Below are 20,114 nucleotides of genomic sequence, written 5' to 3'. Positions count from 1 at the left end.
ATTGGGTATATTTAGACAATAATTTAAAGAAGGGTTATGGGATGATCTGCTTCCATTTCGCTAGATCGAGTTATTTTGGCCAAGATAGTAGAAATGGGCCAACATGACTACACTAATATTAAACCGCATAGAAAATATAAACGATGAACATAAACATACTGTTGGTTGAAGATAACCTCAAATTAGCCAAGTATTTAAAAAAAATGCTTACTGATGAAGGGTATCATGTTGCTACGGAGTCTCGGGGTGATAGTGCTGCCTATCGTATCCTTAGAGAGCAGCCCGATTTAGTGATTCTTGACATCATGTTGCCAGGGATGAATGGAGAACAAATTTGTGAAACGGTACGCGATGCGTACCGTGGTAAAATATTGATGTTAACTGCTTTGAACACGGAGCAAAATGAGGTAACCAGCCTTAAACTTGGTGCAGATGACTATGTCACGAAACCCGTTAAAGAAGAGGTATTAAAAGCACGAATTGTCGCACTTTTAAGAAGACCCAACTTAATCGTAGAAGCTAAAAAAATTCAGTTTGATCATTTGATTATTGATTTAATAAAAAAAAGTGTCCGTTATTGTGGAAACCCCATTGATTTAAGCCCAAGTGAATATGAGCTGCTCGCTCTACTCGCAAAGAATGCTGATACCGTTTTAAGCAGAGATAATATTGATTATGCATTACGTGGCAGAGAATACGATGGTGTAGATCGAAGTATTGATCTTAAGATATCACGATTGAGGAAGATATTAGGTGATGACCTGGATAATCCTTATCGAATTAAAACGATTTACGGAAAAGGATATTTATTTTTATCGGATGCATGGAAGGATAAATGATAAAATTATACCTAAAAACAATTTCAGCCTCTTTATTGATATTATTTTTCATCCTTTTAGGTTTTTATCTTTCCTTTACTTACTCCATACGAGTAAGCGCCCAAAAAGTTCATGACATTTTAGGGATAGGCAATTTTTCAGTACTCGAACACCTATTACTTAAGTCAAACGAGTCACAATGGAATCGATCTAATGAGGAATTAAAAAAATTATTTCCGCAAAACATTAATGCCGCCCAAGTGATTGCTATGAACTCCCTACCCCTTACAGAAAAAGAAAAGGAGCAATTGCTTGCGGGGGGTATTGTTTACAAAGATGAACAGAATCTTATGTTTTTAACCTATAGTCTTCATGATGTCTATGCCTACAAGCGTCTAAACAAGAGCGCTTATGTCTTGAAAATACAAGTAGGAACATCGATGAATGAGATCATTCAAAGTTCAACTTATCTGATGAGAGCACTCATTTTAAATACGTTAAATACTACCCCGTTGAGCAAATGGAATGAAGCATTAGACAAACTCAGGCTTCAGTATCAGATTCCTTTAACACTCACATCAATTAACAGTAACCATATTACTTATAAAACCAAAAATAAATTAATGAATGGTGAGGTAGATTATGACATCCCTACTGATGAGAAACCTATAACAACGATTTATTTTAAAATTCCTAACAGTGACAAAATAATACGCGTAGGTCCTTTAAACTATCCTTACTTTTCACTTCAATTATCAAAGATTCAAATATATTTTGTTATCACAATAACCTTATTAGCTGTTTTTGCCGTAGCAGTGCTCACGTGGTTATTCAGCAGAAACAGTGCAAAAATACATAAGTTAACCCAAGAGTACAGCCAAGGTCATTTTAACTATGATGTAAACCTGAATCGCTTTTCAACTTTAAGAGGCGTCTATGAAAATGTCGTTGCTATGGGTAACAAAATAAATTTACTGATGCAATCACAACAAAATATGGCACGATTTGTCGCCCACGAAGTTCGCACTCCTTTATACACCATACAATTGGCCCTTGACTCGTTAAAAAAACTTAAAACTCAGTCCAGTGAAGAGCAAGAACATATTGAAAGCATCGAAGAAGATATCCAAGAATTAAATCGCTTGATTCACACGTTTTTACTCTACTCACAAAGTACGTCACACGAACTTAAAATAAATAGGGAACAACTTAATCTACGTCAATGGCTTGCGAATTTGTTAAAAACACATCAATCCTATGAAGTAAACGTGTCATTTAATTACCAACAAAGTGACAATGAATTCATCTCTTTTGATCCAAAACTCTTATATCACGCGGTAACAAATCTCATTAGTAATGCACTGAAACACGCTCGTAAAGAGATACTGATTCGTTTGGAATATCAAAATGAATCAGTGATTATTCACATAGAGGATGATGGCCCAGGTGTTCCTGAACAGGATAGGGAAAAAATAGTGGAACCTTTTACAACATTAAATTCAGGTGACACTACAGGAAAACATATTGGGCTTGGTTTATCCATTACGAAATCCATATTGAGTTTACATGATGGGATGCTTGCAATAAGTGATTCAAAGATCTTAAAAGGAGCGAGTTTTAGTCTTATTTTTCCACGAATAACGTGACGCAACCATGTCCTAAACAATACAGATTCCCCCCGGCTCTCTACTCATTATTTAAACATAATTATTTAACCTAGGGCATTATTGAGCTTTCTAATTACATCTTTTTTATTACTAATCATACCCTGGTTTTGCCCAGTCATCTTCATCACAAGTAGTACTCTCCTTAGCTCTATGGATATAAGAAGCATCGATGATTTTAGTATAAGGATGTTCTTTAAATGAGTTACCAGATGAACTTAGGAAAAAATCTTTCATCAAACCTATTTTTGATGTTACATGATTCGATTGAAAAAAATTCTCCATAAATTCCGGATAAAGCGTTAATAACTCTGAAAAGCTTTTATTAAAAGGATTGCCACTCCCGCTGAATTTATCATAAAACTCTAAATAGGCTGTAACACAAGCGTATAATGCTGTTTTCTCTTCTTCATACGCTACTTCTTGAGTGTATTTTTTTCTTAAAAGTGAAATGAGCTGACAGTAGAACGCATTAAACGCAATTGTTGCTTCGTGATTATCGGGAGATATACAGACATAAAAAGGATTCACTAATTCTTTATAGTGAATCGTTATTTTTTTTATGCTGCAAAACGGTACAATTAAGGCTGTATGCTCTTTTTCTCGCTCCATTCGTGCAGGAAAATTTAGCTGATTTTTACGAAAAGTTGCATGAACATCTACAACATAATTAGAAAATAAAGAAGGGTCAATTTCAATAAAGCATCCGCTCCCCCAATCTAATGCAATCTGAAGATCTTCTGACATACTTACCATATGAAAATCATTAGATAAGTTTGTTAATTTGTGCAATCTTATTTGCTCCATGTCTACTACTTCAGGAAGGCTTTGGCAAAAAACGCCTATAAGTAGAGTGGGCAAAAGAAAAACCACATCTGAAAGATGATTATCCCCTCGATATAATGTTTGGATTGCAGAGGAAGTTTTTACAACATTTGAAAACTGTACCCCTGAGAAAGTTTCTATATTTTTACTTGGGAAAAATCCTGGATATTTACAATACATAAGCCGTTTTATGGTATTTAAATTTGCGCAATAATATTCCAAGTTGTCCATAAAATTAAACATAAGGGCGCTTTTATGCAACCTAAATTACATTTAGAAATTGTTAACAATCTGAAAACATTGAAAATTAATAAAGTTTAACTCACTACTATTTTAGAGTAATACGTATAACCTTTTTCAGCTCCTCCGTAGAAAGTTGCTGGATCTGGGGCTACTAGATGTATTAGCTAAGGAGCGATTGACCAAGACTTTAACATGGCTTTAGCAATGGGTAAGGTATCTTTTTCTTGTGCTATAGGAGATACATAGACAAATCTTAAATACTTCGGTGCCGTTTTACGTTCGACCATAACAGCCAAGAGTTCAAACCGAAAACTACCTAATGAATAAGTCGCGATAACATAATATGCCTTTAAATTGCTGCCATCGGAAGCTTTTATCGTTAATGGGCCATCGTTTAAAAATGTAATGTTTTTATTGATAACTTGGGTAAAATCATTTTTCAGGTACGTTACATCAGGTTTTTCTTTAAATAATTCAATCACACTCTTGTACTTGTCGTCTAGGCTTGAAACAAAAACCACCCATGGTTTTTGAGGGATACCAAATTTTTGCACCCCTGAACTATCCAACCATTGTTTCCAGGTACTGGGATATTTAATCGAATATCGATTGATTGGATCATGGAAAACCTGCTCTAGAGCGACATTATCCGTTGATAGCTCAGAGATTGACGAGGGAAGATTTGCTAATTCTGGTTTTATATATGGGGATTCGGGCTTAGTATTTACTTCACTTAAAGGAATAGTTCGCGTACACCAATCTAGGCAGGGAGTAAACTTTGCGTTAATGCATATTTTACAGTCTAATAATTTTAGAGTTCCTACATAATCATTTTTGATAGCAAAAATAAACGATTTTTTTTCTGAACATTGTACTCCCCAAATCGCCCAGTCTGTTACTTCAAAATTAAGAAACTCTATTTTAACGATGTTACAGGCTATGTTCGTTGTACTGAACTCCTTATTGAAGAACGCTTTTCTATCCTCCTCAGAAGCGCTTAACAAATCCAGATTCGCAGGATTGGAATAGATATTGGATACAAATTGGGTTGCTGCTCTCAATATGGCATCAAGTCCTTTTGGTGAAGCCTGATTTAAACTATTATTCGCTTCCACGACGGAACTAAAAAAAAAGAACAATACCATCAAGAGCCATTTCATCATAATCATCTGATATCCATCTAGAGATATAGAAAGTTTATGCAGTAAGTACCAATAAGTAAAATATAAGCTACTTATATAGAGTGATATAATTAAGTAACATATTATTATGACTATTATAATAGGAGTTTGTGGTGAGTAAGGCTTTTACAAAAGAAGATGATGAGTATGCTGAACCAGAGCGTCCAGACTTAGAGTTACCCGTCAAAAACTATATGACCCCTATTGGTTTTGCAATGCTGCAAACTGAATTACGTGATTTAGTTAGCAATGAAAGGCCTGAAATTGTGAAAGTAGTAAGTTGGGCTGCGAGTAATGGTGATCGATCGGAAAATGGGGATTACATTTATGGAAAAAAACGTTTACGTGAAATTGATAGACGCATTCGCTATTTAACAAAACGATTGGAAAGCGCTGAAATAGTCGATCCTAAGCTTCAAGTGGGTCTTACTCAAGTATTTTTGGGCGCCACTGTCCAATACATCAATGAACATGGTGAATCTCATTCTGTCAAAATTGTAGGTCTGGATGAAGCAGATATCAATGCAGGAAAAATAAGCTGGATTTCACCCTTGGCGAAAACATTATTGAAAGCTAGAGTTGGGGAGAGCAGGACCTTACGGGTTGGTGATGGGGAATGTAATTTAACGGTGACAAATATTTCTTACGAAGTATAATTTTATATTTATTAAATAGTTAAATTAAAAATATAGTGGCAATCTGGTGGAGTCGTTGCAAACTATACGCATCCCATTTAATATTTTATTAATATCAATTGTTCATAATTTGAACTTCCAAATTAATCAAAAGCAGCTCATTATGTTTACGTCTATTGAAAAAAATCGAAAGCTAGAACACAGTCGTTTATTAAAAAATATAACGGAATTACATACCCTCATTTATGCTTGCAGAAGCTCAGTGTTAACTTCCCTTAAGAAAGAAAATCTCGTACCGGACGAACTAAGTGATTTGCAAGAAATCAATTGGGATTTATTTGTGCTAGAAATAAATAGTGGCTCCCAAAGAGATCAATTGAAAAATCGTCCACATCTTGATAATGCAAAACTTAAAGTTTATGTTGCGCAATATGAAGAATACAGTGCAATGTACGAGACGATAGTACAGAGGATTAATAGTGGGCATAATTCTTTGAATGGTACTAATGTCGATGCTGACTACTGGTTCGATTGGGATTATTCAGAAAGTGAATCCCGTGAAGAATCATTTAGTCCTAGAAAATAATCGTAAGATAACTCTATAGTCTTAACACATCATATCTTTTGTTTTTCCTTTTTGTTTAACTATCCGGAATTTTCCGGATGGTTGAACGTGATACAAATTCATTTTTTGGATTAATTAGGAGCTTAATAATCTGTTTGTTATTCTATTATTCCCTTTATTTTGGATTATTGCTTATGAGTAAATATAGATCAAAATTCAAAACAATAAACACCCAGCTTGCTTCCCCTTTAGAAGAAATAATAAATGCGTTAGGGCAAACGGAACAATCGGAACCAGAACAACTAGAGCACCTAGAGCATTCAGAGCAATTAAGTCACAACCGGAACAGTCTTTTTTATAGGATAAATAATGACGACAAACTGAATTGTGCTGTATTAATCATCATGCTGTCAGGCATGCTAATTTTTACTGCATCGTTTTGTTCACAAGATAATAATCACGCCATCACCGGGTTATCTATTGCATTAGCCGGTTTCTATTTAAGGGTTGTCGCCGATATCATAAATGAATTCATGGAAAATAATAGCAACTATGTCTATCAATCACACTATAGGAATTAAAATTAACTTATTTCCCCTGCTTTGAGCAATTGAGAGGAGTTAACGCTTCGAGTTATGTACTAACCTTACTGGAGAGATTATCTAAGAAAGATTTTTTAAGATAATCTCTACTCATCAAGCAAACAGGCTACCTAAATTATTTAAGAAGAAAAGTAAAAGGAAGTGTAAATCACACAATTTAACAAACAAAACTGCTAACTAATGGCTCATGGTTATTAGCTTGTGTAAAATTTATATTTTTAATTTCAATCGAAAAATCTTTTTTCCAAAATTGGTTGCTTTTTTGTTCAGTGAAATTAAGCTCCGCAAAAGTTATGTGATCACCCTCTTGAATGATGGCATCAATTGCATCTTTGCTCACTCCTTCAAACATCCAATAACAAACACCGGAACTATTCGAATAATCTAAAGCTTTTCCATCTGCTGAAAGACCCCTGACCCCTAAAAGCCTTCGATCATTGTAATGAGCCTTAAGTCGTTTATCGATTTCCAGAAGTACTTTTTCTCCCATAACATGCGTGTCATGTCTTTTAAAGTACGTATCAGTGGGATTAGCTTTTATTACGATATATTTCATATTAATTATCCTATTTATCAGTAAGGCCTGAGATTTTCTGAAAGATTTGTTACATAGTCTACTTTTACGAGACTGTTAATTGGCCATTGATTGATTGAATATTAATATTTTGAATTGATAGCATAAAACATCCTTGAAAACTTAAAAAAGATAATACTATCATAATGTTATATGAATTCTATAATTGTTTTTACTTATTGACCAATATCATTTTAACCAAGAACTGACTCATCTTTAAAACTCCCTGTATTTATATTTGTTGTGCACATAGATTAATCACGCGTACTAATAAAGAAAATTCGGATTATATATTTTGCATACATGATAACAAGTTATGAACAAATAGAATTGTATCTTATCGATAAAATGAGTATGATTTGGTAGATTATCTATCAATCAATATTAGTTCGTGCTCAGTAAATATAGTTTTTTTGAAAAAAGCACAGAAGAGATAACTCCTCGCCAAGATCAGGTTAAATTGGGCTCCACGGACATTCGAAGAGAACCAGAATCAGGTTGGGACACTGAACTTACAGTATACTTCTATGCAATGCTTACCTATCATTTTAATAAACCAACCGATTTTCATAAAATTATAATTGTCGCTGAAGGTGATAATCAATTCAAAATTAATTTTCAGAAGCCCCAAAACCCATTACTTTTTGAAAAGTGCCTGGAAGAATTTGGTTTCAACTATGATGAGATAGAAAAAGAGGAAATGAACTTTGAAATTTTATCAATAGATTTAGAGAAGTTAATGGCCGTTTTGAATCTCTTATATAAACAAAAATACATTTCTGAGCCGCTTTTACACGACATAAAACTGGCCATTTCTTCTGAAAATCCAGATTTGATTAAATTAAATCAAGCAAAAGAGATGGGTTTAAAAAAACCCAAAATGATATATCCAAGTGAAGCACACAAACAATTTTACTTAAGTAAAAATTTATATCATTATTGCGCCAATAAAAATATGCGTCTTTATACGCATGAGGATATTCCTGCTACTCTTTCAATAATTGAAGGGATGCTTCAAAAGAAGGTTATTCCAAATGATGGTGGTAAGAATGGTAAATCGTCACTTATGGGATTAATTTTAAATCAACACTGTGATGCAGATACGAAACAAATTGCTAACCTTCTTCTTAGATATAACGCTCAAGTAAATGCTATAGATTTATATAGTAAGACCGCTTTGCATCATGCGGCAGCCAGTCGAAATTATTTATGGATTGAATACCTCTTAGAAAATGGAGCAGATGCTACATTAGAAGATTATTTAGGTGACACACCAAAGAAAACCTATCTTAATAGCTGCAAAAACCACGGCGTTCCAATTGATTCTCAAATAGAAGATCTGTTTGAAAAAGCTGAAAGTGCAAAAACTATGATGTTGCGAAGGTTTTAATCAGTAATGCATAATTTAACATCTCCGTTAATTACAATTCGATATAATTAAAGTCAACTTGAATTATTACTGAACTTCAATTTAAATCAGTGAAACGCTCCTTTATAAATCCGGTAACAGATTTATTGATAATGACGTTCAACTATTCGAGGAAGAAAATTTTTAAGGGTGATAGGGTAGATTTTATAAGGCTGTGTGGCGTTCAATTGATAATTTTAAAAAAAGTTCTTGAATTTAAGGTCGAATCCTGAATTTAATAGGATTAATGGCCATTTATTGTTAAGCAGATTAACTATGGGGGGGCTTTGGTTTCAAAAAAAACAGGCGTCATATTCTTGCTGTGCAGCACACTGCTAATGCTCGTGATTGGCTTATTGCTCCCACCCATTCCCCAGCCACAAAGTTACCACCACTTTGCTGAGCAACGTACTTGGTTTGGCATCAATAATACTTGGGACGTGTTATCTAATCTGCCTTTTGCTTTAGTAGGAGTTTGGGGCTTGTTCCTCTTATTTTCTCATAGAAAAATCCAGTTTATAGAGTGCAGTGAGCGCTGGATTTGGGTCGGTATTTCGCTTGGACTGATTTTGGTAGCATTGGGTTCTGGCTACTATCATTTAGCCCCAGACAATCATCGCTTAGTATGGGATAGGCTACCGATAACTGTCGTTTTCATGTCATTTGTCGCAGCCCTAATCTCCGATAGAATAAACAGCCGCCTGGCTTTGTGGTTCTGGCCTTTTCTTTTATTCATTGGTATTCATAGTGTTTTACAATGGTATCTCAGTGAGCTTCATGGGACTGGTGATTTGCGACTTTATGCAGCCGTACAAGCATATACGGTCTTGGTAGCATTCGTAATGCTGCTGTTACCATCACATTATACCCGTTCCCGGGATGTAGCTATAGTTGCTCTACTCTATAGTTTATCAAAAGTATTGGAAGCCTATGATAATCAGATTTATCGATTCTTTGGTGGTATTACTAGCGGACATACTTTGAAGCATTTGGCTGCAGCACTGGCTGCTTTCTGGTTGATACGGATGATGTGGAAGCGACACATTTTATAGTTGCAAAATGCAGGGAAGTTGCTCGTCCACCAGGCAAACGGGATTAATTCCCTAGCATGAAGAAGTCATCCTGCTTGCTGCAAGCAAACAAGATTGATTATATTTCAGGCAAATAACTAACAGGGATTCTCTAAGTTCGAATTTAGCAGTTTTATTTAAATCCCATTTCCCCTACAATGCTTTTCATTTATACAGCCACTTTAAAGAAAACCATGCATGCTATCCAATTAAATAAAAATCACGGTGGACCTTTGCAAGGGATTCATTATTACATGACCTATGGTTTTTATAACCCTGCATTGAGTCAATACGTGCTTCGCGATGCGGCGCAACAACCTAAAAACTACTTTAGAGTGCTTGGATATGAACATTGTGCGTTTGGCATAGGGTTAGACCAAATGTATTTTACTTCTGAGTTTTCAATAGCGCACATAGGGGTCAGATCTTGCCTTTTTCCTTTTTTATATAAATAGGCAAAAGGCAAGATCTGACCCCTATGTGCTCTTGACCTAATGATAGAGTTTAAACATGAATACCAGTATAGTTTTGACTATTTTGGACATAATGAGGAGATGGATATGGGTATCAAAGTTACGATTAAACTTGATGATGCAAAATTTAGAATTTATTTAGAAAGCAATGACGTAACAATTAATGAAATTGAGAACTATTTAAAAAAGCAAGGTTATAAAAACATTGATGAATGTATGAAGGTTGAAGCAAAGACCCAAGAAAAGAAGCCTTCGGGTTATAGCCTACCAAGTTATTCGATGGCATATGACACGAAGGGAACAGAGAATAATAAAACGCTTACAATTGAAGCCTGGTTTAAAATTGCAAAGCACTTTACCGATGAAACTCTTGCTGCAGCAATTGAGAATTTGGTAATGCCTGTACTCCCACCTGTTAATGAGGATATAGAGCCTCCTAAACCGAATATGAAAGTATCTAATTTAAAAAGTCGACACTACATCACTGCATTTGAACAACACAATGCTCCTTTAGATGATGTTTTAAAATTGGTACATCATTTTGAATCAGTGGTATTAGATGTTAGAAAACAAGCTGGACTTGAACATGACACGATTCCAAGTGATGTGAGTGTTGCATTTGCCCATGTATCACCGGCCGTTCATACAAAAGGATTAGCGGTATTTGGTTTAATGCCAGCCCCATCCAACTACCCGAATAGCTTACCATTGAGCTCATATAGCCTTTCTGCAAGTAATAAGTACTAGGGGTTTGTTTACAATTCGCTATCTTGAGTCAAAACGCACATAGGGGTCAGATCTTGCCTTTTGCCTTTTTTATATAAATAGGCAAAAGGCAAGATCTGACCCCTATGTGCTTTATTTTAATACAAAAATAATACTACCATCTGCCCACAAAAAACTATATTTCAAATACAGAACGTAGCAATATATATCAATATGATATATCATTCGTTTTTTTAGGAGAAGCGATATGGGTATTGTAAAAATTTCCAATGAATTACATGAGGCTACTAAACTAATGGCTAGAGCCATGAGTCGTTCAATAAATTCCCAAGCTGAGTATTGGATTAGAGTAGGAAAATTAGCAGAGGAAAATCCCTCTATTACTTATTCCGAAATTCTCAAAATTTTAGTAAATCAAGCATCATTAGGGGAAATACACGATGTTAGTGAAGACGCCTGAAGAAATACAAAAAATGCGCGTTGCTGGAAATCTGGCTGCATCTGTACTGCACATGATAGAACCTTATGTTGTTGCAGGCATAAGTACTGTTGAACTTGAGCGAATATGCCATAAATATATTATTGAAGATTTAAGAGCAATTCCTTCAACATTAAATCATTATGGATTTCCAGCATGCATTTGCACCTCAATTAATCATGTTGTGTGTCATGGAATACCTTCGAATAAAATACTTAAAAATGGCGACATCCTTAATATTGACGTTACGGTACAAAAAGATGGATATATAGGTGATACAAGTAAAATGTTTCTCATTGGCGATGTAAAACCTTTCGCCAAAAAATTGGTAGAAGTCACACAAGAATGTCTTTATAAGGCAATTGATCTTGTACGTCCTGGAACCCGACTTGGAGATATAGGGAACATCATCCAAGGACATGCCGAGAAAAATCGGTATTCTGTGGTTCGTGAATTTGGAGGGCATGGGATTGGTAAAACCATGTGGGAAAAACCCGATGTAATGCATTTTGGCAAACCCAATACAGGCTTACAATTGCAAGCTGGAATGACCTTTACTATTGAACCGATGATTAATTTGGGTAGTAAGGAAGTCAAGACATTAGGTGATGGATGGACTGTTGTCACAAAAGATCATAAATTATCTGCACAATGGGAGCATACTATTTTAGTAACAGATAATGGACATGAAATCCTTACCTTAAGGCCCGATGAGCAATTATAGATAATCCAACGCGCTTTAAAGACTTTAGATTTAAAAAATTCCTCAAAAAATTATCCCATTTTTTAAATGACAATTGGATAGGATGTATAAGAAAAGCTTGGGAAAGGATGTGTAAAACCCAAGAAGAAATCCTGTTCGCAAGTAAAAACAGACTGGATCCAATCAAAAATTTGTCCTCTGCAGAGAGGTTTTTTAGGGTAATTCTACGTTCTTAATATCACCTTAATGTTTTTATTGTAAACTATTTGTCTGAAAAATAATCACATGAGTGTTTATTTTTTCTTATCCTATATTAATTTAAGTAAGGTATTCAAATGAAGACATTTTTTGATCACTCTATTATGCAACCTAATTCAACAATTGCTGCAATTATTCCTGCATCAAATGAAATGCATGTTCTTGATACTGATTTGAGTGGCGGTGATAAATTTACTTATTCTTTGTGGATGGATCTTGCAACTCGTAACCCAGGATTAATGATGCAATCATTACCAGTTCAAAAGACAAATGGTGGATTTGAACTAACCGTTAAAGGTAAAGAAAATATCCATAGCGTCATAGACCTAATGCTAGCATCTAAAAATCCAAAGCATGTAGTATTCGCTGAGGAAATTAAAGAACGATATTCATTTTATTTCGATGAAAATCAAAAGAATATGAAAGCTGATACACCATTTTAAATCAGCGGTATTAGATGTTAGAAAACAAGCTGGACTTGAACATGACACGATTCCAAGTGATGTGAATGTTGCGTTTGAACATGTATCACCAGCCGTTCATGCAAAAAGGTTAGCGATATTTGGTCTAATGGTAGCTCCATCCAACTACCCGAATAGCTTACCATTGAGTTCATATAGTCTTTCTGCAAGTAATGAATACAATTCGCTACCTTGAGTCAAAATGCTGCGATTTGAGAGCACCGAAACGGACCATACATGAAGTATGTGAGTATCGGAGCGCATAAAATCGCACATAGCACATAGGGGTCAGGTCTTGCCTTTTGCCTTTTTTATATAAATAGGCAAAAGGCAAGACCTGACCCCTATGTTTACTGAATATATAATTGGGTTGTATATCGAATTGTTTACTTATTTATGCTGGCTCATTTTGAAAAACTTATAAAAATAAGTCAAAGAAGATCAAAAAAATCCATCTAATTATGAAAATGTTCAAAAAATAATCTATTATATAAAAAAACGTTGTAACTTTGATGTGTCGTTGTATGTCGTATAATATGTCTTTTGCCCATAGATCTGATGAATTCTATTCTGTTGATCAACTTGATGAGAACACTAAAAAAATCATAGTCGATATTATTAGTGGAGCTAAATCATCCCAATCTGATGCTGCAATTGTTGCACAAAATGGTAAAATTCTAGGAGCGTACTTTTCAAGGCCGCACGTAGGATCCATCGAGGCCATGTCGGTTACCAAGTCAATCGTTAGCTTGGGTATTGGAATATTATATGATGCTCAACTGATTTCATTGGATGATCCGATTTTTCGGTTTTACCCAGAATGGAGGCAGGGGGCAAAGAAATTCATTACGGTTCAGCAATTACTATCACATACTTCCGGTATTCAGGCTGACCCAACAACTCAAGAAATTTATGCTTCTCCAGATTTTGTGCAACTCGCATTAGCTGCAGAACTCAGCAACCATCCTGGAAAAGTATTTTTCTATAATAACAAAGCAATCAATTTATTAGCTGGCATATTTAAAAAAATATCCGGATTGCCAATGGACCACTTTATCGAAGTAACATTGTTTAACCCTTTAGGAATTACTGATTTTGCCTGGATGAAAGACTCTGCTGGTAATCCTCATGGAATGGCAGGACTGCAAATTAGAGCAGAAGATTTGCTTAAAATTGGTGAATTGATACTGAATAACGGCATTTGGAACGACAAGCGAATTATCAGCAAAGAATGGATTAGCTTATCAATGAATCCTGAACCACTCTCTAACCGCTTAGAAAGTGGAATCAATTATATGTGTGGTTTGCTTTGGTGGGTAAAGATGCAACCAACGATGTATTTTGCTGAGGGATATCTAGGCCAATACCTTGTTATTATCCCTGAAAAAAATATCGTCGTAGTACGTCAGATGCATGCATCACAGAACAAACAAACCAATACGTTCCCTGATTTTTTTAACCTGGTGACTCAATTGGCTGCTTAACTCACGCATCATGATAAAAAAATGAATTAATCGCCAACCATCTACCCAGATATCTCTCCCTGAATTCGAAAAGGGAGACTCATTCTCTTATCTGTTGAATAAATTCTTTTGAAATCAAATAACACGTATCAAATTGCATGATTTACGTAGATGCATTAATAAGACAATAACTGCTGTTTAAATATAATACTACAAGACCAGTATTTGGTTGATTTGAAGTAAGAAAAATGTAGAGGTTAAAAGTTATGCAATCAAAAGCAAGAGAAAAAGGTAACTTTTTTTCATATGTAACTATCGAAGGAAATGAAAAAGTCAAAAGGAACATCTCTGTAGTATCTTTAGAGAAAGCACCCTATTTTTATTGCTCTTCAGGTACAAATTCCGCAAGTAAAGGAACATGGTTTCCTTGTTATGGAATCAATGAAGGCTGGATTATAAAACCGCCACAAGTATCGTACCCAGATAATTTTTCAGTATTCATTCGTAATATGTTTCTAAGTAAACAAGTCAGCTTTCCCATAGTCGAAAGAGATCAAAAAGAATGTACTAATGAAGCCCAAGTTATCGAGAAAAAATTACAAGCTTTTGCTCTTCGCTTTGGAAATATAGAATCACTACTCTTTTCCTATGCAGTTGGTGGCGGGTATTGGGATACAAAGGATAGCCTTGTATTACGAAATTATCTTGATGCAGTGTATGCGAAAGAACTTCAAGCAATAAAAAATAATTGTCCTGAAATATCAATGTTGCGAAACCCACCCGCTGCTATCAAGGATCGGGAATTTTTCGCCGATTTCGACAATAATCCAATTGTTGCTTTGTCCACATCGATGCAATTACACACTACTTTAAAAGAACAGCGTAACCACATTGAAAATCCATTTGCTTTAAAAATTAAAAGAAATGATATTAATACAAAGCCTCCTTTATTGCCCAAAACAGCCAAGTCCTCACTTTTATCGCACTCCATGTTTTGTAGACCAGAGAACAAAGTCGTGGAAAACCATGCGCCTCAAAATCGGGAAGTGGTAAGCAAAAATTCAACTCCTAGATCGCAAAAAGATTTAACTTATGCATTGGATGATTACCTCGCATTTGAATGGGCTGCTGACAAAAACTGTGTTGCAACCCTTAGCATGCGAAAAGAAGCAGCAAGTTGCTTACTCAAATGGTTAAAAGGTGGTGAGATAATGCTGACCCATGATCAAATCAATGCGCTTGACGAAAAAAGTGTTTTAGGCGACATTTTCGAAGATATAAAAAGATCTGACTTTTATAAAAATAATAGCGAAAAACTCCATATGGAATCGACGAGTTGTAGTTTAAGATAGCAAGGTAGCCTGTATAGATTATACAGCTCAGTTTTTCCTCTTATTAGTTAGCAAGTATCCATTTCCGCTATTAGGACAACCTAATAAACCACCTAAAAGTGCATAAATATTTTTATATGTGTATAAATATTACAATTGCTGATCTTAATCATTACTTAAATCGACTTGCCTCATAATACATCCATTAGATTAATTTTTAAACAGTTAGTCAGCGATGAATCAACATTAATGGAGGCAGATATAATGCGGAAAAAACTTGAAAATAACACTGTAAAAGAGAAAAGTGTAGAATTACCAAAAGTAAATTACTTATGGGTAGGTCCGCCAAAGATTGATTTATCAGGAGCAAATAAGCTTGGATCTGATGTTGAGGATGTAATTGATGTATCACAACGAGCTACAAATACAATTTGTTATTATTGTCTGGATGAGCATGTTCAACATTATCATGATTTATTCAAAAAGAATGGCTGCAATGTAGAAGTTAAATCAATCGATAAATACATTGCCAACATGCAAAAACACGAAGATTTTTATATTCGTGAAAAAGCAGATAAAATGGTAGAAGTTAGAAAAGAGCTTTTAACCGAGCCACGCAATCGAATTATTGATAAAGTAACCTTTAAAGATGCTTTTGCACTCTTTTTATTAGCAACTGAAGGTGGATATACCTTAGATGCAGGTATTAAGTTAGCAGAAGGAATAACAAATTTTACCTTCCCTGCAGAAGATAATTTTAAAGCGCCAGTTGCCGCGGAATATGAATGTTGGATGTTGTATGCATCGCCTCATAAATTAGAGCAATCCAGAATCGTACTTGATAGCTATTTATCAAGATGGGATCATGCCCAAAAGATTATTCGTGAAAAAGTGAGTGATATCGATAGAATTTCCAGATTTCATGGCCAAATTACATTCTTAATGATTGATTCAATTAAATGCGGCTTAAAATCAATACAAAATAATAACTTGGATAAATGGAGATTCCAATTCGATAAAACCAATACAAGTTTAGCCAAAGTAAGTGGTTTTCCTATCATAAAAATATATCGTAATACCCATAAACCCTACGTTGAAATAAAAGAAATTTTATTAAAAAACATTACTGAGTATCTGAAACAACCCCATGGCAATCAAAAAAATCGAAATAAGCTCGTTGCTAACGTAGCAAAAGAACTGGAAACCCTCAGAAATACAGGCCTTGATAACTACCGAAAGATGATGGAGTTAAATAGTAAATTACATAAAGTTTTCGAAGCGCTAGAAGAAATTGATATGTGTGCTGAAAAGCTACCTAAGGATAATGTAAAAATTGATCATCATACGAATAAAGCATATCTACAATTAAATAATTTCTTACAAGGAAAAGCTAAAAGTCCAGTTGAAAATCCTCAACTGATCATTGACAATTTTAGGAAAAAAATAAGTAAAATCTCCCCAGAAATTAAATCCCAATTAGATGGTATCCTTTTAGCTAAGGCTCATGAAGATTTAGCAAATAGAAGAGCGGAGGCTATTGATCATACGGATGAACGTGGGATGACTTTAATCCATTTGAATGTATTATCTGGAAAGCCTGAAATGGTTACCGCCCTTTTGCAGCGAAATGCGAATCCAAATATACAAGATAATGAAGGAAAAACCGCACTTCACCATGCTGTTATATCGGGACGTCGTGATCTCGTTGTAACACTTCTACCTAAAAAGAACGGTGCGAATCCTAATATAGCGGACAATAATGGGATGGCCCCACTGCATCATGCTGTTCAATTGAAACGGCATAATATTGTCAATTCACTTTTGAAGCGACATGCTATTCCTGACATGCCAGACAAACAAGGGCTTACCCCGTTGCATCACGCCATAAATTCAGGCGATATCAAGCTTGTTAACGCAATAATTGATACGCTTGTTAAAAAGGGACTTAGTGTTGATACTCCCGATAAAAATGGGCTATCTCCATTAGCATACGCCGTACAAAAAGGCCATACTGAGATGATTGAAGCGCTTTTGAAAAATGGTGCTAATCCTGATGTGGAAGACAAAAATAATATGACCCTCTTCCATCACGCAGTAAAATCAAATCATCCTGATTTAATCCAATCACTCGTGGCGTTTGGCGCTAACCCTAACAAAACGGGAAAAGGGATGTCGCCGCTGCATTACGCTGTTTTCTTCGGTACTTATGCTGCAGTAAATGCACTATTAGATGTAGGAGCAAATCTTAATATTCCAAATAAGGATAATAATAAAACTCCTCTGCATTTAGCTGTATGCCAGGGAAAGAAAGAGGTAGTTGAATTGCTTTTAAGTAAAGGTGCTAAAACGGATATTGTGGATACGAGTAATAAGACCCCACTTGATTATGCAAATGCAAGAGGATTTACCGCAATCGCTGAAGTGCTTACTAAGTTCCAAGAAGAACAGAAAACTGCAATTTCAGTGGTGCCTGAACCAGTAAAATCTCAAAATCAAATTACTGTTGTTCAAAGTCAATTGGGCCTTTTTGATCATTCAAGAGAGAAAGTAAGCCCTACAGTAGTAACAGAAAAGGTCAGCATGGATATTTTCTAGAAACCGGTTAGGCCGGTAGGATTTGAAACCTAAAACCCTACCGGCCCCATGCACCCATTTGCTTAACAACCGCTGAACTGCATCAGGGCTTATAGGGATGTCTTTTATTTACCTACCTATGAGTATAAAAATTGCAGCTACCAAAGCAACTACAGCGGTGATGGTGCTGGGAATTGCAACTCCAGGCGCCAAAGTACCAAGAGCTACTATAATCAGGTAAACAGCGAGAAGAATAAAACCTATATTTTTGGTGAATCGCATAGTTTAATCCCTTATTAATTATGTCCTGAACAATAAAAAATCGAGAATGAATTTCTGATGACTCAGTATTCATTTCTAGATCTAATATACAATAGCGTCAATGTAAAGACTATTTTAGTAAGCAGGGATGTAATTAAATTCCCTTTAAGGCTATAAAATTCATAATAATCACCACTGACTCATCGATTGAATACTTTGACGTATCAATCACAATGTGCTTGCTTTCCCAAGAATCATAATCACGATTCAAAACATCTTGCCATGTAGGCAGATTATGACCTTCTATATCTGCAATGCGCTCTTCCACTCGACTTTGATGTACTTTTTCATCGGAACAAATGAGTTCAATCTCAATAAAATCTGATTCAGTTTGTTTTGCAACCTCCTGCCAATCGTGACGTGTTATAGCAATCGGATTAACCGAGTCGGCCACCACATTTAAACCTAAGGCTAAATTCTCTCGAGCGACTGCGTAACTGATTAAGTAACCCTCTGAACCTACTACCAATGAATCAGGATAGCCATCTAAGTTAATTAAAGTTTGCTCAATGGTATCTACTCTCAGGTAGGCTGCATTTAAACGCTTGGCTATAATTTTAGAAATTGTCGTTTTTCCTGTTCCAGGTAACCCACCAAAAATAATTAACATCGCTAGAGTGCCTTTTATAAATGTTCGTAGAATTTTTTTATCATTTTCCTTTTTCCTTAAAAATGTGCCACTTATCCCTCACAAAATTTGTTTTTAAAAGCCCCACACTAAATTTTCTAAATCCTGCAAGCTTCTTACTTTATCCTGCCAATCTGGAATTCTTACCTGAATGTTCAAATTGCTATATTGGTGGAGCAGCATTAATGCAGTCAATTGATGACTCAAGCTCTTCGTCAACTCATGTGGCAAGTAACCATAAGCCATTAAAAATGTGTGCAGTAATTGCTTGTCTCCCTGTATAAGAAAAGCGCCAGGGCCAAGCAAATCATACTCTGGCAAACCGAGCATTGCATCGCCAAAATCAATCAAGCCGCTAAGATGCCAAACGCCATCGACTTGTCTGACTAAAAAGTTCATCGGAGTATATTCCCCAGTTAAGAGAACTGGTTTTTTTATCTCTGGTAATACTGCTTTGCTTGAATCAAGGTACGCAGGAAGCTGTTGCAGCAAAGCCGTTGAAAGTCCTTTTGTTCGATGATGTTCTACGCAATGCGCCATTTGCTTTTCAAGAAATTGCGGCCAGCGACAATCAATAGCCTCAAGCCCATTGGTCGGTAAAGCATGCACTTCGCGAATGAGTGCTCCCAACTCATGAAGAATGATCACTTTGTTGTTGTGTGCCATGTTTTCCCAAAGACTCTCTAAAAGTGTTCCTTCAAGCTTGCTGAGGATAAGGTAAGGCCAACCCAATAGTTCACCTTCATGCTCAAGTATAGGCGTCTTGATCGAAAGCGTTCCCTGCACATGCTTCAATACTAATCGCTCACTTTCAAATTGGCTTTGATGAAACGGCGGAAAAATTTTAATGACTTTACTATCCCCATATGCAAAAACAATGTTTGTCCCTTCAGCAAAGAGCATTAATGATGCTTCGTGTAACTGGTGTTTATGAATAATCGCTCGAGCGAGATCTTCTTCAATATACTGCTTCAGTTTTTCATAGTCTTCGAAGGTATGAATAGCAGGGAGTGTTTGATTTAAAGTTGTGGTATCCATCAATTTAATCCTAATCTCTTTAGGGTCTGTTTACATTTCTACTATCTTGGCCAAAATGACATGATTTTCTGTGTA

At 35.5% G+C, this 20,114-nt stretch carries 21 protein-coding genes; 15 read left to right on the top strand and 6 right to left on the bottom strand.

From position 1 onward, the window contains the following. The first annotated feature begins 143 nt into the window (after window positions 1-143). Both Lani_RS11950 and Lani_RS11945 read left to right on the top strand, forming a co-directional pair. Window positions 144-839 carry a response regulator gene (locus Lani_RS11950; protein ID WP_019234958.1) on the top strand — a complete coding sequence of 232 codons (696 nt, stop codon included), beginning with the start codon at window positions 144-146 and terminating at the stop codon, window positions 837-839. Then, window positions 836-2,464, top strand: coding sequence for an ATP-binding protein (locus tag Lani_RS11945; protein ID WP_019234957.1), 1,629 nt, complete (start codon window positions 836-838; stop codon window positions 2,462-2,464). Before Lani_RS11950 ends, Lani_RS11945 begins: the two co-directional genes overlap by 4 nt. 111 nt (window positions 2,465-2,575) lie before the next feature. Here the strand turns inward: Lani_RS11945 and lart1 are convergent, their stop codons facing one another. Both lart1 and Lani_RS11935 read right to left on the bottom strand, forming a co-directional pair. Next, a complete protein-coding gene (gene lart1, locus Lani_RS11940) occupies window positions 2,576-3,487 on the bottom strand; it encodes an NAD(+)--arginine ADP-ribosyltransferase Lart1 (protein WP_040523194.1) in 912 nt (303 codons plus the stop codon). Window positions 3,488-3,714: 227 nt separating this feature from the next. Beyond that, window positions 3,715-4,719 (bottom strand): hypothetical protein, encoded by a 1,005-nt coding sequence (locus Lani_RS11935; RefSeq protein WP_019234955.1) that lies wholly within the window; start codon window positions 4,717-4,719, stop codon window positions 3,715-3,717. A gap of 125 nt (window positions 4,720-4,844) precedes the next feature. Here Lani_RS11935 and greB point away from each other — a divergent pair, with 125 nt between their 5' ends. From greB to Lani_RS11920, 3 genes are all read left to right on the top strand, one after another. Beyond that, window positions 4,845-5,387: a transcription elongation factor GreB gene (gene greB / locus Lani_RS11930; RefSeq protein ID WP_019234954.1), complete on the top strand. Its 543-nt coding sequence runs from the start codon at window positions 4,845-4,847 to the stop codon at window positions 5,385-5,387. Between the two features lie 142 nt (window positions 5,388-5,529). Beyond that, complete coding sequence (locus tag Lani_RS11925; RefSeq protein WP_127908249.1) at window positions 5,530-5,952, top strand: hypothetical protein; 423 nt, start codon at window positions 5,530-5,532, stop codon at window positions 5,950-5,952. Window positions 5,953-6,125: 173 nt separating this feature from the next. After that, the gene (locus Lani_RS11920; protein ID WP_019234952.1) at window positions 6,126-6,512 is read left to right on the top strand and encodes a hypothetical protein; all 387 of its coding nucleotides are present in this window, start codon (window positions 6,126-6,128) and stop codon (window positions 6,510-6,512) included. Window positions 6,513-6,690: 178 nt separating this feature from the next. Here the strand turns inward: Lani_RS11920 and Lani_RS11915 are convergent, their stop codons facing one another. Next, a complete protein-coding gene (locus Lani_RS11915; RefSeq protein WP_019234951.1) occupies window positions 6,691-7,089 on the bottom strand; it encodes a hypothetical protein in 399 nt (132 codons plus the stop codon). Between the two features lie 409 nt (window positions 7,090-7,498). On the opposite strand from Lani_RS11915, the gene Lani_RS11910 reads away from it, so the two are divergent. The 10 genes from Lani_RS11910 (at window position 7,499) to Lani_RS11865 (ending at window position 18,073) form a co-directional block, all read left to right on the top strand. Beyond that, window positions 7,499-8,497: an ankyrin repeat domain-containing protein gene (locus Lani_RS11910; protein ID WP_019234950.1), complete on the top strand. Its 999-nt coding sequence runs from the start codon at window positions 7,499-7,501 to the stop codon at window positions 8,495-8,497. Window positions 8,498-8,802: 305 nt separating this feature from the next. After that, window positions 8,803-9,567, top strand: a complete 765-nt coding sequence (locus Lani_RS11905) for an alkaline phytoceramidase (protein ID WP_127908250.1) — start codon at window positions 8,803-8,805, stop codon at window positions 9,565-9,567. 212 nt (window positions 9,568-9,779) lie between these two features. Continuing rightward, a complete protein-coding gene (locus tag Lani_RS11900; protein WP_019234948.1) occupies window positions 9,780-10,040 on the top strand; it encodes a hypothetical protein in 261 nt (86 codons plus the stop codon). 105 nt (window positions 10,041-10,145) lie between these two features. Beyond that, window positions 10,146-10,805 carry a nitrogenase component 1 family protein gene (locus tag Lani_RS11895; RefSeq protein WP_019234947.1) on the top strand — a complete coding sequence of 220 codons (660 nt, stop codon included), beginning with the start codon at window positions 10,146-10,148 and terminating at the stop codon, window positions 10,803-10,805. Between the two features lie 226 nt (window positions 10,806-11,031). Then, on the top strand, window positions 11,032-11,244 hold the full coding sequence (locus tag Lani_RS11890) for a ParD-like family protein (protein ID WP_019234946.1): 213 nt from the start codon (window positions 11,032-11,034) through the stop codon (window positions 11,242-11,244). Continuing rightward, the gene (map, locus tag Lani_RS11885; protein WP_019234945.1) at window positions 11,225-11,986 is read left to right on the top strand and encodes a type I methionyl aminopeptidase; all 762 of its coding nucleotides are present in this window, start codon (window positions 11,225-11,227) and stop codon (window positions 11,984-11,986) included. Before Lani_RS11890 ends, map begins: the two co-directional genes overlap by 20 nt. A 314-nt stretch (window positions 11,987-12,300) precedes the next feature. After that, window positions 12,301-12,666: a hypothetical protein gene (locus Lani_RS11880; RefSeq protein WP_019234944.1), complete on the top strand. Its 366-nt coding sequence runs from the start codon at window positions 12,301-12,303 to the stop codon at window positions 12,664-12,666. Window positions 12,667-13,208: 542 nt separating this feature from the next. Next, window positions 13,209-14,168 carry a serine hydrolase domain-containing protein gene (locus tag Lani_RS11875; RefSeq protein WP_051045720.1) on the top strand — a complete coding sequence of 320 codons (960 nt, stop codon included), beginning with the start codon at window positions 13,209-13,211 and terminating at the stop codon, window positions 14,166-14,168. Window positions 14,169-14,413: 245 nt separating this feature from the next. Continuing rightward, window positions 14,414-15,499, top strand: a complete 1,086-nt coding sequence (locus Lani_RS11870) for a hypothetical protein (RefSeq protein ID WP_019234942.1) — start codon at window positions 14,414-14,416, stop codon at window positions 15,497-15,499. A 243-nt stretch (window positions 15,500-15,742) separates the two neighbouring features. Beyond that, window positions 15,743-18,073 (top strand): ankyrin repeat domain-containing protein, encoded by a 2,331-nt coding sequence (locus tag Lani_RS11865; RefSeq protein ID WP_019234941.1) that lies wholly within the window; start codon window positions 15,743-15,745, stop codon window positions 18,071-18,073. A gap of 108 nt (window positions 18,074-18,181) precedes the next feature. On the opposite strand, the gene Lani_RS20475 is transcribed toward Lani_RS11865, so the two are convergent. From Lani_RS20475 to Lani_RS11855, 3 genes are all read right to left on the bottom strand, one after another. Further along, window positions 18,182-18,334, bottom strand: coding sequence for a hypothetical protein (locus tag Lani_RS20475; protein ID WP_019234940.1), 153 nt, complete (start codon window positions 18,332-18,334; stop codon window positions 18,182-18,184). A 133-nt stretch (window positions 18,335-18,467) separates the two neighbouring features. After that, window positions 18,468-18,983: a P-loop nucleotide/nucleoside kinase family protein gene (locus tag Lani_RS11860; protein ID WP_019234939.1), complete on the bottom strand. Its 516-nt coding sequence runs from the start codon at window positions 18,981-18,983 to the stop codon at window positions 18,468-18,470. A 93-nt stretch (window positions 18,984-19,076) separates the two neighbouring features. After that, window positions 19,077-20,039, bottom strand: a complete 963-nt coding sequence (locus Lani_RS11855) for a phosphotransferase family protein (protein ID WP_019234938.1) — start codon at window positions 20,037-20,039, stop codon at window positions 19,077-19,079. Window positions 20,040-20,114: the final 75 nt, after the last annotated feature.

Source organism: Legionella anisa, from assembly GCF_001467525.1.
Taxonomy (GTDB): Bacteria; Pseudomonadota; Gammaproteobacteria; order Legionellales; family Legionellaceae; genus Legionella; species Legionella anisa.
This window is presented reverse-complemented; position numbering and strand designations above follow the sequence as displayed.